The sequence below is a fragment of the Nocardiopsis alba DSM 43377 genome (assembly GCF_000341225.1).
Taxonomy (GTDB): domain Bacteria; phylum Actinomycetota; class Actinomycetes; order Streptosporangiales; family Streptosporangiaceae; genus Nocardiopsis; species Nocardiopsis alba.
Genome location: NZ_ANAC01000011.1, coordinates 271,433 through 283,375, shown reverse-complemented (window position 1 = coordinate 283,375; position 11,943 = coordinate 271,433). Strand labels below are relative to the sequence as shown.

Here is an 11,943-nt window from a genome sequence, read left to right as displayed (position 1 = left end):
CGGAACGGGGATCACAGAGGTTCTCGCCCGGAGATCGTGCCATATGCCCTGGTCCGGGACGTTCAGGTGCGGCTTCGGGGGGAACAACCGTGGAAGAGACCACGCTGGTGAGTTCTTCGGGAAGGAGGGCCACGCCATGACCCTCTCCATCACCGCATACGTCGGATACAGCCACCTCTTCCCCGGGGCCCGGTTGTGGCTCGAGACCTCCGGAGAGAGACTCGAACACATGCCGGAGGTGTTCGCCTTGGAGTTCTCCGACGGCTCCTGGTCGAGCGCGCACCTGTTCCATGAGCCGGGCGACGGCTCCTGGGAACTCATCGTGGAGGGCTATTCCACGAAACGGGGGACCCCGGTCGACGAACGGGTCTGGACCGTCACGGCGGCCGAGGCCCTCGAAGGAGGCCTCGAGCTGAAACTCGGCTCCCGCCTCCCCTCGGGGTGATCGCCCACTACCATCGCTCGGCCCCGACCGGTTCTCCGGCGGGGTCGAGCCGTGTGTGCAGCCAGGACATGAAGGCGCGGTAATCGGCGGACGCGCTGACGCGCACCGGGGTCCCCCGCTCGGCCTCGGTGGTGCGGCCGATGGCGTCCACGGTCAAGGGCATGGGGGTGAAGTCCACGAAGGGCTCCCCCAGGGCGACGCTCAGGGTCAGGGCGTCGTGCTGCCTGGTGGACGGGTGGAACCCGGCGAACCATCGGTCGAGGTGGTCGACCAGTAGGGACGCCCAGGCGGGGGTGTTCGGCGCGCTCAGCGCACGGTACAGAGGATGGTCGGCGGCGATCTCGGTGTCGGGGACGAACGTGATCTCGGAGGTGACGAACTCCGGGGGCTCCAGTCGTCCGTCGGCGATGGCCCCGAAGATCGTGTGGACCGCGGCCACGTCGAGCCGGAAGTTGTGTTCGGCGCGTTCGGGCGCTCGGTAGCGCAGGGCTCCGCCCATCTGGGTGACCCGGAGTCTCGGGGCGACCTCGGGGGCCCGTTCGAGCAGGAGGGCGAGGTTGCTCAGAGGCCCCATTCCCACCCAGCGGATCGGGCCGGGGCGGGTGGCGGCGATCGCGCGGACCGCGGCCACGACGTCGGTGTCCTGGGGCGGGATCGTGTCAGGGACGAGGTCTTCGACGCAGTGGTGGCGGGTGGGCGAGAGCGCGGCTCCGGCGACGACCGGAACGTCGGCTCGACCGATCTCGTTCAGCAGGTGCCGGGCGAACCTGGCCCGGCCTCCCTCCCCTTGATCCCCCGTGGTCTCGTCCGAGGTGAGGATCAGGGCCAGGTCGGGGACGTGGCGGGCCGCCGCCGCGACCGCTATGGCGTCATCGGCGTCGCCCCCGATGTCGGTGTCGATGATCAGGGCACCTCGTCGAGACCCCATCGCGCTCTTCTCCATCCGTTCCCTCCTCATGGTCGCTTCGTCGTTCTCCGGTCGGGACGGGCCCAGGCGACGATCGTGTGGACGGGCCGGGGCACGGGGGCCTCTTGCGTCGGGGATGTGATCCGTGGTCACCCTAGAACCCGGAGTGTCATGTGGGGCAGGCGGGGTTCGCGACCCCGGACGCCCCGCACCCTCACCGGAGAATCGGCTGGTCACGAACACGCGAAGCGACCGTCCGCCACCGCACCCCGTTCACCAGCGCAAACGCCGTAACCCCAGTTGAGCGGCGTTTCGCGCGGGGGCCCGGGGGCAGAGAAGGTCGCAGGAGGTACCCCCCGTGGAGACCCAGACCGTCATCATCCTCGTGATATCCGTCCTGGTCGTCCTCGCCGGAGGAGCCGCGTTCCTCCTCGCGCGCAGGCTCCTTCCCGCCCGGCGGACCGCACGGCTCAGGGAACGCTTCGGCGCGGAGTACGACCACGCCGTCCGAGCCCACGGGAACCTCGCGGAGGCCGAGCGTGACCTCTCCGCACGTCTGGACCGGAGGAGGGGGTTCTCCCCGCGGCCCCTCTCCGACGAGGAGAGACGGGACCACGGAGACACCTGGTCCGTGATCCAGCAGGGTTTCGTGGACGATCCGGTCGGCGCCGCGCGCGACGCCCGAGGTCTGGTCGAGACCATCATGACGGACCTCGGATACCCGGGCCTCCCCTCCGGAACCGATGACGACGCGGGGTTCGAACGCGTGGCCAGAGCCTTGTCCGTGGACCATCCGGAGGCCGTGGCCGTCCTCCGGCGTGCCCACGCGGCCGGGCGTCCGGCCATGGACGACCGGGAGCACACCGAGAACCTCCGTGAGGTGCTGATCGCCTACCGGGGGCTGGCCGACGCCCTGCTCGGAGGCCTGCCGACCACAGGAGACGCATCGCGCGGAGAGCGGATCGAGGAGGCGGATTGAGCGGTTTCGACGATACCGATCAGACGGCGCCGGAGCGGCGTGAGGTCCGTTGGACCCTGCGCGCTCGGGAACCTCGTGTGCCCGGGCAGAGAACGGACCCTTCCGCTCCGTCCGAGAGCCGAGGGCCACGGGACACCGGAGTGGAGCGGGAGGCGGAAACGGTGGAGCGACCCACGAGTGCGGTCCGGGACGACGAGAGCCCACGGCCCGGATCGAAGGAGGCGACCCGTCCTCGTGAAGGTGAACGGGCCGACGATCGGAGAACCCCCGCCCCCGACTCCACCGGCTCCCGGCCTCTCCGGCCGCATGGGATGGACGCGGCCGAGGTCCGGAGGCGTTGGCGAGAGATCCAGGGCGGCTTCGTCGACGGTCCCGGAGAGTCCGTGCTGGAGGCCGACGCTCTGGCGGCGGAGATCACCGAAGCCCTGGTCACCGCGTTGGAGCGGCGACGAGCGGCACTCCGCGCCGCCTGGGACGGCGATGAGAAGGCCGATACCGAGACGCTCCGGCTGGCCCTGCGCGAATACCGTGCCTTCATCCAACGGCTGAACGGCAACGAGGGCTGACCTCTCTCCTCGGAGGGCCCGTGCCTTGGAGCGCGGGCCCTCCGACCGTTGCCCGCTTTCTCTTACCGGGGTGAGGGGCGTCGTACCCGACCGGTGCATCGGGCGGATGCTCGTGGTCGTCCTTCCCTCTCCGGGGCCGTTGGACGCCTTCCCTGAGTGCTGCTCAGATCGACGCCCCCTGCCCAGAAATTCCTGTTTTCGCGATGATTAACCCCTTTTCACTCGCCGCTTTTACCTTGAACACGGACCCGCTTTTTGATTCTGGCCGCATACGGCCAGAAAAGAGAAGTAGCGAAAATCCATGGCAAGACTGGTTTTCAAGGGAGGGCGGGAAGGGGTCCTCATCGACGGTCCCCTTTCACACCTTCTCGCACGATTCCACAGGCGACCATCACGGAAGGAAGACCGCCATGAGGAGGAGTGTCCTCGGAGGGTCGATCACGGCCCTCCTCACCACCGGAGCCCTCGCCGGCGCCATGGGCGCCGCCCTCGCCGCCACCTCCATCGGAGGCGGAACCTGGCATCACGGTGTCACGGAGACCAGCGTCTACTCGAACTATCACCACCCGTACAACTGCCACGGCTCCACCGCCGTGGGCACCTACACGGACCGTTCCCGGAACACCGAGCCCGGACGCACCTCCCACGCGGGAGCCCCCAAGGCCTGGACCAATAACCAGTCGTACTACCGCAACGGTTGTTGAACCGAAAAGGGACACCGTGAAAAATCTCGAGAACCTCCTCCTCGTTCTCCTTCTCTCCATCGGAACCCTCATGGGGGTCTCCGGAACCGCCCACGCCGCCTATTCCCTCATCGGGGGTGGGGAATGGAGCCGCGGGGTCACCGGAGCCCCCGGCGCCGGCACGGTCTACTCCCGCTATCTCCACGGCACCGCCTGCCACGGAGCCACCGCCGTGGGCACCCGTACCGTCCGCGTCGACGAACAACCCGGCCGCTGGGCGCACGCCGTCGCCCCCAGGGCCAACGCCAACAACCAGACCTACTGGCGTAACCACTGCTGATCCGCGAAGGGGTACCTCCGTGTCCACCCTCGAACGTCTCGTCATCGCCGTACTCGTCACCGCGGGGCTCACCGCGGGCTCCGTAGGCACCGCGCACGCGGCACGCTCCCATGTCGGAGGCGGGGTATGGGAGCGCAGCCTCACCGGCGTCCCCGGCCAGGGCCTGGTCCGCTCGCACTACCACCATCCGAAGAACTGTCATGGGGCCACCGCCGTGGGCACCCATACCGAACGTGTCGGCGCCCCGGCCGGCGCCTGGGCCCGGGCCGAGGCCTCCCGCGCCCTGGCCAACAATCAGCAGTACTGGCGTAACGGCTGCTGATCACGGAGGCATCCGCGGCCCTCGACCCCCTACCGCTCCTATGAACAGGACCGCCAGGTGCCCGACCGGACCCTCTCCTTCGCCTACACGGCGTGCGTCGTGTTCGCCGTACTCGTCGCCTTCCTCCTGGCCGCCACCGCCGAACGGACCATCTACGTACTCGACGACGCCGAACTGATCTGGATCACCGAGAACGACGGCACCCACGCGACGGACGAGGTCGCGCGGACCGTCCAGGAGGTCGCCGACGCCCATGGGGCCGCGATCGGCTACAGCGTCCTCGACGTGGACGAACCCTCCTCGAAGGCCCACATGTACCTGGCCGTCTCCGACCCCGACTCCCGCTACGCCGACTGGCTGCGCGACGGCTACCCGTCCTTCGGCCGAGGCTTCACCGTCCAGACCCACCCCATCACCGACTTCGGCCGGGTCGGCCCCAACGGCTACTACCTGTTGTTCGGAGCCCCTGAGGCCGAACCGGCCCTGCGCGCGGCCTTGGCCGAGCACGGTCTCCACGAGGCTCCGGGCACACGGACGACCCGGCTGTGGCATTTCTTCTCCGGCGGCCCCCTGCTCCACCTCGTGGTGATCGCGCTGCTCGGCACCATGACGGCCACCGGCGCCGGGGTACTGCTCGGCTCACGTGAGCACGCCGTCAAGCGGTTGCACGGGTGGTCGCGAACGCGCGTACTGCTTTCCGAACTGGTCCGGATCGCCCGCCTGTGGGCCGTCGTCCTCCCGGTGACGGCCGTCCTCACCCTGATCCTGCTGTGGTTCTACAACGGGGGGAACCAGTTCGGCTTCCACGCCCGCCTCACGGTGCTGTTCCTCGTCGTGTTCACCCTGCCGTGCCTGGTGGTGCACGCCTGCGCGCTCGCCCTATCGCGGACGGTCGGGATCCTGCCCGCTCTGGAGGGAAGACTCCCCGTCCTCGGCGCCCTCGTGGCGATCAACGCGGTACGGATCCCCGCCCTGGTGCTGACGCTGGTCGTCCTGGGCACCGTGGTCTCGACCGCGCAGAGTGTCCGCGACCAGCGTTCGGGGCTGGAGATCTATGAGAGGTATGGCGACACCTCGCGCCCCGCGCTCAGCGCCGACTACGGCTGGGCCGACGCGGAGGCGGTCGACGGGTTGCTCGGTCCGTGGCTGCGGCGGGTCGACGTCACCGGGGACATGGTGTTGTCCGTGCTCCTCTCCCCCGGGGAGTTCCTCCCGGTCGGGGCGGACCCTACCGTCATGGACACCCCGATCCTCGTGGTCAACGACGGCTATCTACGCGCGGAGGAGGTCCTGTCCCCCACAGGAGAGCGTTACGGCCCGGACGAGAGCGTGCGGCTGCTCCTGCCCGATCCGGCTCTCGAGCACGAGGCGGACCTGCGCCAAGGGGCGGCCGGTTGGCTCGCCATGAACGGCGAGGAGGGTCGGGGGCCACCGAGGATCGAGACGGCGCCCCTCGCCGACGATCGGAGCGTATTCGTCTACGGGGCGCAGGAACGTCTCGGTGGTACGAGCCCCCTGGTGGAGGACCCGGTCCTCGTCGTGCTGCCCGCCGGAAGGGTGCTCTCCGACAGCGGCTACGTCGACCACATGTCCGCCCGGCAGACGATCTTCCCCGACCCGGACGTGGTGGAGACGTTCCGTTCCGAGGACCCGTGGGCGGCCCGCTACATCTCCATGGTCGAGACGCTGGCCACCAGCGCGCACAGGACGTACGACCTCACGTCGGGGATCCTGCGCGACTCCCTGCTCAACCTGGTCGGAGCGGGCGCGATCCTGCTGCTGACCGCCATGGCCGCGTGCGTCGTCCACGTCCGCGTCCACGCGCAGAGGATCTTCGCCCGGCACCTCTGCGGCCACTCCTTCCTCACCACGCACCGACGCCTGTTGGCGGTCGAAACGGCGATCGCGCTGGGTTTCGTGGGCTGGACCGTCCTCGATGCCCTCCGTACCGGTGCCGGACCGCCCGACCTCGCGCCTCTCTCGGCACCCGACGGAGGCGCCGGACCGCTCCACGCGGTGGGCATCGTCCTGCTCTCACTGGCCCTCACCCTGGGCACCCTCCTCCTCTTCCACCGACGCATCGTCCGCGAAGGCTCCTCCCAGGCCTGACCCGACCCGACCCGAGGGAACGACATGATCACCCTGGAAGCTCTCAGCAGGTCCCACGGCTCCCGTGTCCTGTGGAAGGACCTGGATCTCGCCGTCGAGGCGGGGCGAACGCTCGCCCTGGTCGGTGCCAGCGGGTCGGGCAAGACCACCCTGCTCAACTGCATGGGGCTGTTGGACGAACCCGACTCCGGGCGGATCCTGTTCGAGGGCACCGACCTGACCCGGGCCGGCCCCGGACGGCGGCGCCGGTTCCGCCGCGACCACCTCGGCTACCTGTTCCAGGACTACGCCCTGGTCGAGAACGCCACCGTCCGTGCCAACCTCGACATCGCCCGCCGGCGGGGTTCGGGCCTGGATCACGAGCGGGCGTTGGAGCGGGTCGGTATGGCCGGACGCGCACGAGAGCGGACGCACCACCTGTCCGGGGGCGAGCGTCAACGTGTCGCCCTGGCCCGTCTCCTGGTCAAGGACCCGTCCCTGGTACTGGCGGACGAACCGACCGGGGCCCTGGACGAGGGCAACACCGGCGCGGTCGTGGAGCTTCTCCACCGGATGAGCCGAGAGGGCCGCGCGGTGGTCATCGCCACGCACGACGAACGCGTGCGCGACGCCTGCGACACCGTCCTCGATCTGGGCCCGTCACGAAACACCGTCGTCGGGGCCGGTTCCGGCAAGCCCCTGAAAGGTGGGGATCACGGCTCGGAGGGGTAGCATCGGGGACGATTCTCCCCCGTCCGCGTGCCCCCGGCCTCCGGAGCCGGCGAGAGCCGTGCGACGGATCGACCCCGGGACACGGAAACGGACGGCATGGACGCTGAAGAGACCCAGGTCATGGCCAGGACCGCTGAGTTCACCATCACCACGAGTTGGGAGACCCAGGTCCGGGGGCGTGTGGCCGCCGCCGTCGACCGGTTCCGCGGCCCTCTCACCGAGCTGGTGGAACGCGACGCCAACGACGGTGACACACGACTGCTCGTCGCCGACTTCTTCGATGTCGGGCTGAACTTCAGCAAATACCAGGACCTGACCACCGAATTCCGCACCAGCGGCGACTCGATCGACTACGCGATCGTCCTGGAGGGCGAGCTCTTCGCCCCCATCGACGTTCGTCGGATCGGGCAGGAACTGGACCTGCGCAACATCCAGATGTCGCGGCGCCTGGCGGCCGAGCGGGGCGCGGAGTGGGTCTTCCTGACCAACGGTCGGGTCTGGCGGGCCTATCACCTGCGTCCCGACGGTGACGGTCACACACCGATCCCGATCATCGACGTCGACATCCTCGACGAGGAGGGCTACGACCGCGCCGTCGACGGACTGTTCCACATGACACGCGAGTCGGTGGAGCACGAACGTCTGGAGGCGCTGCGCCGTTGGCGGGAGGCGGTCGAGGCCGCGCCCCTGGCCGAATCCCTGGTGAGCGACGAGGTCGTGGCCGCGATACGTTCCCGGCTGCGCGAGGACTCCGGACACCGCGGCCACCTGGGCGAGGACGAGGAGATCCGCCGTGTCCTCACCGAGGAGGTCGTCTCACGCGGCCTGCTCTGACCTCGCCGCCCTTCGGTCTCCGCCTCATTCCAGGGGAACTCCCAGGACACGGTCGTCGCCCTCGGCGGGCGTGCCTCGGGAGTCCCGGTTGCTGGTGGTCGCCCACAGGCCGTCGCCCTCGGGGGTGGCCACGACGGTGCGCAGGCGTCCGTACTCCCCGACGAGGTGGTCGCGGGGTTCGCCGACCGTCCCGTCTCCGGTGAGGGGCACCTCCCAGAGGCGTTGACCGCGCAGGGCCGCGACCCAGAGCGAGTCGCCGGCGACCGCCGCCCCGCTCGGAGAGGCCTCGGACGGTTCCCAGGTGAGCAGCGGGTCGGTGTACTCGTCACCGCCACCGGGACCCTCGACCACCGGCCAGCCGTAGTTGTTCCCCGGTTCGATCAGGTTGACCTCGTCCAGGGTGTCCTGACCGAACTCGATCGCGTACAGGTTCTCCTCGTCGTCCCAGGCCAGGCCTTGGACGTTACGGTGCCCGTAGGTGTACACGAGGTCGTCGAACGGGTTTCCGGGGGCGGCCTCCCCGTCCGTGGTGATCCGCAGGATCTTCCCGGCGAGCGAACCGGTGTCCTGGGCCGCCTCTCTGTCCTGGGCGTCACCGGTGGCGACGTACAGGTGGCCGTCGGGGCCGAAGGCGATCCGTCCCCCGTTGTGGGTGGAGGCCGCCGGGACACCGTCGAGGATCACCTCGGCCTCGCCGAGTCTCCCGGTGTCCTCGTCGTAGTCGACCCGGGCGACCCGGTTGTCGGATGCGGCGGTGTAGTACACGTAGACATGGGGGTTCTCGGGGAAGTCCGGGTCCACGGCCAGTCCGAGCAGTCCGCCCTCACCTCGGGGCGAGACCCCCTCGACCGTTCCCGCCTCCGAGCGTTCCCCCTCCCAGTCGACCAGGGCGACCTCCGCGGAGTCGCGTTGGGCGATCAGCGCCGAACCGTCGGGGAGGAAGTCGATCCCCCACGGTACTTCGAGGTCGGTGACCAGGTCGCTCGGTTCACCGAGCGAGGTGCTCCCGCCTTCGGTGCCCACCCCCGTGCCCGTCGTGACCGCCTCGTCGGTGGAACAGGCGGTGAGCAGGAGTAGGGATCCCAGAACGGCGAGGGGGCCGGTCGCACTTCGTTTCGTCCGGATGCGCGTTCCTATGCGTGTCATGTCGCAGATCTGCCCACTCTGCGCGCGCGTACCCTTACTCGAGGTCGCCGCGTTCCCCTTCCCGGGTGGTGTTCTCGTACCCCTGATGGAGCTCCTCCAGCAGACGTTCGGTGTCGGTGAGCAGGGCGCTGTACACGGGCCAGCAGGCGTCGTCCCACCTCTCGCGCACCTGCTCATGGTTCTCGTCCACCCCGCGCAGCGTGTCCTCGATCAGGGACCGTAGCTCCTCGGAGACGACCCGATGTTCCGGCTCCTCCTGGTCGTGGACCAGCCGGAAGATCTCGGAGGCCCGCTCCAACAGAGGCGCGAGCTCACGAAGGAAGGCGTCGTCGGGCGCGGGGAAACGGGAGCCCTCGCGCACCGTGGTGCGCAGTGTCCGCACCAGCGACTGCACGTGACGAGAGGACCTGCTCAGCGCCTGGATCCAGTCCCGGTAGACGTCCAGACCTCCGTCCGGGATCCGCCGGGGGGCCACGAGGCGTCGTGGGTTGAGCCGGAACCGGTCCTCCTGCCTGCGTACGGACTCCAACGCGTTGCTCACGACCCCGTCGAGCCCGTCGGCGGCGTCGCTCCATTGGTCCAGGTCCAGCCCGTCCTTGCCCTTGGACAGACCGTCGGCGATCTCGCCCGTGAGGGAACGCAGGTTCGACGCGAAGTCCAGCACGGCGTTCTCGGCGTCCTTGAACCTGATCGCCGGGGCCAAGAAGACGTTGGTGAGCAGGGCGCAGACCGCGCCCACGCAGACCATCGACAGGAGGGAGCCCAGATCCTGGGCATCGGTGGCGGTGCCGCCGGCCAGGGCGAAGGCCGCGACCACCGGGATCTGGGTCCCCTGTTCACCGAAGAACCGCACCTGCCCGAAGGCCAGCGCCACCAGGACGACCAGGGCGAACGACCAGACGGTGGCACCGACGGTGAGGCCGGTGAGCCCGGCGACCAAGGCGCCCGCGAACACCGCGGCCACGTACCGACCGGACTGGAGCACCGACCCGTACACGCTGGGCCGGACGACCAGGAGGGCGGTGAAGGGCGCGAAGCCGATCTGGGTGGACGCGCCCAGAAGGTAGGCCACCACGTAGGCGAGCGTCGCGGCCACCGCCGACTTGAGGATGATGACCGCGGTCTCGCGCTCGAACCCACGTCTGCTGTAGACCCGGTCGAGCCTGCGCCGCAACCTCCGCAATCGTGTATCGATCATGCTTCTCCCGACCGCACTCGGATCCGGACGAGAGGACCCGCCCGGTACGCTCACGAACGTTCGAAGGCGTTACTTCCGCACCATGACCAGCACGCCGCAGGACCAGCCGAGCAGAGGAAGGCGCTCCCAGCCGGCGCGCGACTCCAGGTTCTCCAAGAGCCCTTCCACCGCCAGGCAGTGGTCCTCGGGCTCGGAGGTGCGCTCGGGCTGCCTGGCGAGATCGTCCACCACGTAGAAGCCGCCCCGGTCGACCAGGGAGAGGGCCTCGTCGAGGTGGGTGAACTTGCCCGGGCCGGTATTGGCGAACACCATGTCGTATCCGGGTCCATCGTCGGTGGCCCGATCGGAGAGCCAGGTGCCGCCGTCGGCCTCGAAGATCGTCACACGAGGGTCGGCGGTGTGGTGGCGACGCGCCACGCCCAGGCACTCGGGGTCGTTGTCCAGGGTGTCCAGCCGGGCCCGCTCGTCCATCCCCGCCAGAAGCCACGCGGTGCCCACCCCGGTTCCGGTCCCCAGTTCGAGCACCCGGCCTCCGGGCTTGGAGGAGACGAGGGCCCTCAGGAGGTGACCGACGGCCTCCTCGCAGGACATCCCCAGGCCGAGACCCTCGGTGTCGACCTCGATGGCGTCCAGGGTGCGGGGTCGCGGAACGGACTGTGTCATGGACACGAGGCACTCCCTGGTCGGTGCGTGCAGGTCCGTCCAGGCTAAGCCCGACGAGCCCGATGATCCAGGAGGTGGGGGCCGCCGGAATGGTGCCGTCCTCACCACTCCGGCGACCGTCACCACTCGGATCCCCCGGGTAAGCGACGCCGGAGGACTGAGCGCTACCCGAACGGGGGTGAGAGGTCGGGCATGGTGCCCGAGAGCATTGTGCCCGGTTCGGCGGCGGGAAACCACCGACCAGTCCGCAATTCGGACATGAGGGCCCCGGACCCTCACGCGTTCTCGTAGACCCCGTTCAGCCTCTCCATGTCCACGATCACGACATTGCGGTAACTCGACACCAACAGCCCCTCGGAACGGAACCGACGGATCGCGTTGCCGACGGCGTCGGTACGGGCCCCGATGAGCTTGCCCAGATCCGTGTGCGAGAGCCGAACGCCCAGGTCGGTGCCGAGAGGGGTGGACGTGCCGTGCCGCTCGGCCAGGTCGACCAGCACCCGGGCCAGTCGGGCCTCCACCTCGTAGCCCACGAACTCGGCCCGATGCCGGTCCGCCCACTCCAGACGCTCCCCCACCATCGCCAACAGCGCCCGCCAGGCCTCCGGGTGCTCCTCCAGGAACGACTCGAACACCGAGTGCGGGAAGACCCGGACCGACAGGGCCGAGCACGAGGTGACCGTCGCGATGGCCGGGGTGTCGCGGAACATGCTCAACTCACCGACCAGGTCGCCGCGCAGCCGGATCCCGAACATCGCCTCCGTGCCGTTGCGCAGCACCGAGGTGACCTTCACGCAGGCCGCGTCTCCGGGCTCGTCCTCGGGAGGTCCCAGCAGCATGACCTGCTCGTCCTCGTCGCCTTGGGCGATGAGGACCTGGTTCGCGGGCAGATGGCGCGGTGGCGCCAGTGAGAGCAGTCGGGAGGCCGCGAGGTCCCCGACTCTGGACATGAAGGTGCCCGCCGGCCAATCGGTCATGCGTCCTCCCCCTCGATCCCCCCTTCATCATGCCCGTGTGTCCCCCGAAGCCACGGGAGGGCG

Annotated in this window: 14 protein-coding genes; 9 read left to right on the top strand and 5 right to left on the bottom strand. The window is 69.5% G+C overall.

Annotated elements, in window-relative coordinates:
• The first annotated feature begins 136 nt into the window (after positions 1 to 136).
• A complete protein-coding gene (locus D451_RS0111065) occupies positions 137 to 445 on the top strand; it encodes a hypothetical protein (RefSeq protein ID WP_017534445.1) in 309 nt (102 codons plus the stop codon).
• 7 nt (positions 446 to 452) lie between these two features.
• On the opposite strand, the gene D451_RS26420 is transcribed toward D451_RS0111065, so the two are convergent.
• Positions 453 to 1,373: a nucleoside hydrolase gene (locus D451_RS26420; RefSeq protein WP_241463316.1), complete on the bottom strand. Its 921-nt coding sequence runs from the start codon at positions 1,371 to 1,373 to the stop codon at positions 453 to 455.
• Between the two features lie 337 nt (positions 1,374 to 1,710).
• On the opposite strand from D451_RS26420, the gene D451_RS0111055 reads away from it, so the two are divergent.
• From D451_RS0111055 to D451_RS0111020, 8 genes are all read left to right on the top strand, one after another.
• Positions 1,711 to 2,331: a hypothetical protein gene (locus tag D451_RS0111055; RefSeq protein WP_017534443.1), complete on the top strand. Its 621-nt coding sequence runs from the start codon at positions 1,711 to 1,713 to the stop codon at positions 2,329 to 2,331.
• A gap of 311 nt (positions 2,332 to 2,642) precedes the next feature.
• Complete coding sequence (locus tag D451_RS28580) at positions 2,643 to 2,897, top strand: hypothetical protein (protein ID WP_241463315.1); 255 nt, start codon at positions 2,643 to 2,645, stop codon at positions 2,895 to 2,897.
• A 410-nt stretch (positions 2,898 to 3,307) separates the two neighbouring features.
• The gene (locus D451_RS0111045) at positions 3,308 to 3,601 is read left to right on the top strand and encodes a lactococcin 972 family bacteriocin (protein ID WP_017534441.1); all 294 of its coding nucleotides are present in this window, start codon (positions 3,308 to 3,310) and stop codon (positions 3,599 to 3,601) included.
• Between the two features lie 16 nt (positions 3,602 to 3,617).
• Positions 3,618 to 3,920, top strand: coding sequence for a lactococcin 972 family bacteriocin (locus tag D451_RS0111040; RefSeq protein WP_014912390.1), 303 nt, complete (start codon positions 3,618 to 3,620; stop codon positions 3,918 to 3,920).
• Positions 3,921 to 3,939: 19 nt separating this feature from the next.
• Positions 3,940 to 4,242: a lactococcin 972 family bacteriocin gene (locus D451_RS0111035; protein WP_017534440.1), complete on the top strand. Its 303-nt coding sequence runs from the start codon at positions 3,940 to 3,942 to the stop codon at positions 4,240 to 4,242.
• A gap of 57 nt (positions 4,243 to 4,299) precedes the next feature.
• Positions 4,300 to 6,351 (top strand): bacteriocin-associated integral membrane family protein, encoded by a 2,052-nt coding sequence (locus D451_RS0111030; protein ID WP_017534439.1) that lies wholly within the window; start codon positions 4,300 to 4,302, stop codon positions 6,349 to 6,351.
• A gap of 24 nt (positions 6,352 to 6,375) precedes the next feature.
• Entirely contained in the window at positions 6,376 to 7,062 is a 687-nt protein-coding gene (locus D451_RS0111025) for an ABC transporter ATP-binding protein (RefSeq protein WP_017534438.1), read from the top strand.
• A 96-nt stretch (positions 7,063 to 7,158) separates the two neighbouring features.
• Positions 7,159 to 7,896 carry a hypothetical protein gene (locus D451_RS0111020; protein WP_017534437.1) on the top strand — a complete coding sequence of 246 codons (738 nt, stop codon included), beginning with the start codon at positions 7,159 to 7,161 and terminating at the stop codon, positions 7,894 to 7,896.
• Positions 7,897 to 7,920: 24 nt separating this feature from the next.
• Here the strand turns inward: D451_RS0111020 and D451_RS0111015 are convergent, their stop codons facing one another.
• From D451_RS0111015 to D451_RS0111000, 4 genes are all read right to left on the bottom strand, one after another.
• Complete coding sequence (locus D451_RS0111015) at positions 7,921 to 9,042, bottom strand: PQQ-dependent sugar dehydrogenase (protein WP_017534436.1); 1,122 nt, start codon at positions 9,040 to 9,042, stop codon at positions 7,921 to 7,923.
• 34 nt (positions 9,043 to 9,076) lie between these two features.
• Positions 9,077 to 10,240: an FUSC family protein gene (locus tag D451_RS0111010; protein ID WP_017534435.1), complete on the bottom strand. Its 1,164-nt coding sequence runs from the start codon at positions 10,238 to 10,240 to the stop codon at positions 9,077 to 9,079.
• 69 nt (positions 10,241 to 10,309) lie between these two features.
• Entirely contained in the window at positions 10,310 to 10,903 is a 594-nt protein-coding gene (locus D451_RS0111005; RefSeq protein ID WP_017534434.1) for an O-methyltransferase, read from the bottom strand.
• A gap of 275 nt (positions 10,904 to 11,178) precedes the next feature.
• Positions 11,179 to 11,880 (bottom strand): Crp/Fnr family transcriptional regulator, encoded by a 702-nt coding sequence (locus D451_RS0111000; protein WP_014912800.1) that lies wholly within the window; start codon positions 11,878 to 11,880, stop codon positions 11,179 to 11,181.
• Positions 11,881 to 11,943: the final 63 nt, after the last annotated feature.

Bases quoted from the DNA above. Each gene is read 5' to 3' on its own strand.
- D451_RS0111065 (WP_017534445.1), top strand. From the start codon at position 137: ATGACCCTCTCCATCACCGCATACGTCGGATACAGCCACCTCTTCCCC.
- D451_RS26420 (WP_241463316.1), bottom strand. From the start codon at position 1,373: ATGGGGTCTCGACGAGGTGCCCTGATCATCGACACCGACATCGGGGGC.
- D451_RS28580 (WP_241463315.1), top strand. From the start codon at position 2,643: ATGGACGCGGCCGAGGTCCGGAGGCGTTGGCGAGAGATCCAGGGCGGC.
- D451_RS0111045 (WP_017534441.1), top strand. From the start codon at position 3,308: ATGAGGAGGAGTGTCCTCGGAGGGTCGATCACGGCCCTCCTCACCACC.
- D451_RS0111025 (WP_017534438.1), top strand. From the start codon at position 6,376: ATGATCACCCTGGAAGCTCTCAGCAGGTCCCACGGCTCCCGTGTCCTG.
- D451_RS0111020 (WP_017534437.1), top strand. From the start codon at position 7,159: ATGGACGCTGAAGAGACCCAGGTCATGGCCAGGACCGCTGAGTTCACC.
- D451_RS0111015 (WP_017534436.1), bottom strand. From the start codon at position 9,042: ATGACACGCATAGGAACGCGCATCCGGACGAAACGAAGTGCGACCGGC.
- D451_RS0111010 (WP_017534435.1), bottom strand. From the start codon at position 10,240: ATGATCGATACACGATTGCGGAGGTTGCGGCGCAGGCTCGACCGGGTC.
- D451_RS0111005 (WP_017534434.1), bottom strand. From the start codon at position 10,903: ATGACACAGTCCGTTCCGCGACCCCGCACCCTGGACGCCATCGAGGTC.
- D451_RS0111000 (WP_014912800.1), bottom strand. From the start codon at position 11,880: ATGACCGATTGGCCGGCGGGCACCTTCATGTCCAGAGTCGGGGACCTC.